Source organism: Streptomyces bohaiensis, assembly GCF_012033785.1.
GTDB lineage: Bacteria > Actinomycetota > Actinomycetes > Streptomycetales > Streptomycetaceae > Streptomyces > Streptomyces bohaiensis.
Map to the genome: position 1 here is coordinate 1 of NZ_JAAVJC010000382.1, position 3,414 is coordinate 3,414.

3 protein-coding genes are annotated in these 3,414 nt (G+C 76.4%); 1 reads left to right on the forward strand and 2 read right to left on the reverse strand.

The features are described from left to right. Window positions 1-278: 278 nt before the first annotated feature. A complete protein-coding gene (purD, locus tag HCN52_RS22930) occupies window positions 279-1,535 on the reverse strand; it encodes a phosphoribosylamine--glycine ligase (protein ID WP_168090344.1) in 1,257 nt (418 codons plus the stop codon). A gap of 212 nt (window positions 1,536-1,747) precedes the next feature. On the opposite strand from purD, the gene HCN52_RS22935 reads away from it, so the two are divergent. Continuing rightward, window positions 1,748-2,464, forward strand: a complete 717-nt coding sequence (locus tag HCN52_RS22935) for an SLATT domain-containing protein (RefSeq protein WP_168090345.1) — start codon at window positions 1,748-1,750, stop codon at window positions 2,462-2,464. Window positions 2,465-2,603: 139 nt separating this feature from the next. Here the strand turns inward: HCN52_RS22935 and HCN52_RS22940 are convergent, their stop codons facing one another. After that, entirely contained in the window at window positions 2,604-3,254 is a 651-nt protein-coding gene (locus tag HCN52_RS22940; protein ID WP_168090346.1) for a putative DNA-mimic protein, read from the reverse strand. Between the last annotated feature and the right edge of the window lie 160 nt (window positions 3,255-3,414).

A 3,414-nucleotide genomic window follows, 5' to 3' on the forward strand; every position in this document is an offset into this window, starting at 1 on the left:
CGGCCCACCGCCGGCGGCGGTGGGGCGGCACGGCGCGCGGCCGGTGCGACCGGGACCTGTGTCCGGACGCCCGCGCCGGCTCCGCAGAGCGTGCGCGTGCGTCACGGATGCGTCCGCCGGTCACACCGCCCCGGTCGTGTGCGTGCGCGCACGACCGGGAGCACCGGACCGCCGGGCGCCCCCTTCGCGACCGACCATAGGGGGGCGCTGCGCGCACGTCAGCAATACCGGCACACGGTCACTCGATGGTGGGGCTTTGGGCAGAGGTTTGGGGTTGTTCAGGCCGATTCCGCAGCCTTCGCGGCAATATCCGTGCGGTAGTGGGAGCCCGCCAGCCGAATCCGCTCCACCGAGCGGTACGCCCGCTGCCGCGCCTCGCCGAGGTCGGCGCCGGTGGCGGTGACCGACAGCACGCGGCCGCCGGCGCTCAGCACCCGGCCGTCCTCGTCCCGGCGGGTACCGGCGTGCAGCACGTAGCTCTCCGGTCCGTCCTCGGCGGCGATCTCCGCCAACCCCTCGATCGGGTCACCGGTCCGCGGCGCGGCCGGGTAGCCCTCCGAGGCGACGACCACCGTCACGGCGGCGTCCTCACTCCACACCAGCGGCTCCAGGTCCGCCAGCGTGCCCGTGGCGGCGGCGTGCAGCAGGACGGAGAGCGGGCTGCGCAGGCGCGCCAGCACCACCTGGGTCTCCGGGTCGCCGAACCGGGCGTTGAACTCGATGACCCGTACGCCGCGCGAGGTGATCGCCAACCCGGCGTACAGCAGGCCGGAGAACGGGGTGCCGCGCCGCCGCATCTCCGCGACGGTCGGCTCCAGCACCGTCGCGAGGACCTCGTCGACCAGCTTCGGGTCGGCCCACGGCAGCGGCGAGTAGGCGCCCATCCCGCCGGTGTTCGGCCCCGCGTCGCCGTCCAGCGCGCGCTTGAAGTCCTGGGCGGGGCGCAGCGGCACCACCGTCTCACCGTCGGTCACCGCGAAGAGCGAGACCTCGGGGCCGTCGAGGAACTCCTCGATCACCACCCGTTCGCACGCGGCGGCGTGGGCACGGGCCGCCGCGGCGTCCTCGGTCACCACCACGCCCTTGCCCGCGGCCAGACCGTCGTCCTTGACCACGAAGGGCGGGCCGAAGGCGGCCAGCGCCTCGTCGACCTCCTCGGCGGTGGTGCAGACGTAGGACCGGGCGGTCGGCACACCGGCGGCGGCCATGACCTCCTTGGCGAACGCCTTGCTGCCCTCCAACCGCGCGGCCTCGGCCGACGGGCCGAAGACGGGGACGCCGGCCGCACGGACCGCGTCCGCGACCCCGGCGACCAGCGGCGCCTCCGGGCCGACCACCACCAGCTCGGCGCCGACCTCGGCGGCCAGCGCGGCGACGGCCGCGCCGTCGGTGGCGTCCACCGGGTGGACGGTCGCCACCTCGGTGATGCCGGCGTTGCCCGGCGCGCAGTGCAGCGCGGACACGTCCGCTTCACGGGACAGGGCGTGGCACAGGGCGTGTTCGCGGGCGCCGCCGCCGATGACGAGGATGTTCACGCCAGGCAGCCTATCGCTGCCACCGGCCCACTCTTTCGGGTGAACACTCATCGGTGGTCGACGCGGCCACCGGCGGCGCCCTTCACCCGCCCGGCCCGCGGTGTCGTCCGTTCGGGCGGCTCCCCGCGCACCCGGCGACGCTCCCCGCCACCGGACGGCGCCCCGGGCGCAGCGGGTAAGAAGAACGGTGACAGCCGTGCAGGGGGTGAGCGATGAGCCAGCCGGAGAACCAGCCCGAGGGGGCGCGTGACGCGGCCGGGCGCCGGGACGACCTGGTCGGCCGGCCGTTCCCCTCGGGTGACTGGGGCGAACCCGCCGCCCGCCTCGACGCCCTCTACCACCGGGCCGAGCGCGACGCGCTGCGCACCGTGGACTGGTACCTCGCCGACCGGGTCCGCAAGCGCCGGGCGGCCCGGACGCTGCGCGCCGGTACCGGGACCGCCGCCGCGGTCGGCGTGCTGCTCCCGCTGCTCGAACTGGCGGGCGTCGGTGAGCTGCTCGGGTGGGGGTACCTCGCCCTGCTGGTCGCCACGCTCTGCCTGGGCGCCGACCGGCTGTTCGGACTGACCACGGGGTGGACCCGCGACATGGCGACGGCGCAGGCGGTGCAGCGGCGGCTGGAGCAGCTCCGCTACGACTGGGCCGGGGAGTCGGTCCGGGAGGCGACCGGCGCCGCCGACGGCGGCCCGGCCGAGCGCGCGGAGCGGTGCCTGGTGCTGCTGCGCCGGTTCTCCGACGACCTCGGTGACCTGGTGCGCGCCGAGACCACGCTGTGGATGGCGGACTTCCACGCCGGCGGCGGGGCGCTGCTCACCCAGACCTCCGACCGGCGCACCCGCCCGGAGCCCGCGGCCGCGCCCCGCCCGCGGCCGCACATCGTCGGACGGCCGACGATGCCGCGGCAGCGACCCCCGGAGGGCCCGCGCTGAGACGGCTGCCGGGCGCCGGGGCGGAACACCCCGGCGGGGGACGGCACGCGGGCGCGGGGCGGGCGGTAGGGGCGCGGGGACGGTTCGGGCGCGGGCAGGGACGGGCGCGGGCAGGGACGGGGAGAGAGCTCGGGCGCGGTCAGGAGAAAACGATCATCGATCCCTGGGCGAGGCTGCGCAGCGCGGCGGCGTGCAGGCCGAGCCACACGTGACGCTCCCGGGCGAACGGCCCCTCGCCGTGGGCGGGGACGACCGCCGGTTCGTCGAGAGTGGTGGGCCGGCCGGGGGCGGGCGGCGCCGGTGGCGGGTTGGCGCCGTCGATGCCCAGAACGGGCGCCACCGACTCCAGTTCGCGCAGCAGACCGTGCGACGAGCCCAGCGGCCCTCCGCCGCGGAGCAGGTCGTCGTTGGCGAGCGGCTGCGGGAAGTCCAGCGGCACGTAGGCGCCGGCGTGGTCGAAGTGCCAGACCAGGTGGGAGCGTTGCGCGGCCTCCCCGAACATCTCCAGCAACTGCTCGTAGTCGCCGTCGACTCCGCCGGCAGGAGTGACCTCCAGACCGCTGAGGTGCAGCAGGTACGCCCGGCGCAGCAGGTGCAGCGCCGCGTAGTCGAACCCCGCGACCGGGGCGACCTCCCCGGAGGTTCCGGGCACGTAGCCGTGCACGGGGACGGGGGGCAGTCCCGCGTCCGCCAGGGCGCGGTCGTAGTCGGCGATCTCTTCGGCGAACGGGTTGTCGGGACTGTGGCAGAGCACATCGACAAGGGGGACCAGCCAGAGGTCACAGGCCACGTAATGCCCTCTCTCGGACGGCGACCGGGGTCCCAGCGTAGGGCCTGGGCGCCCCCGCGTCCCCGGTTCGACGGCACCTGCCGCGGGGCGCGCCGCCGGTGGTCCCACCGCGGGGCCCGGTGGGGCGGCGCGGCCGTGCCGCGGAGCCGGAGCGCCGGGC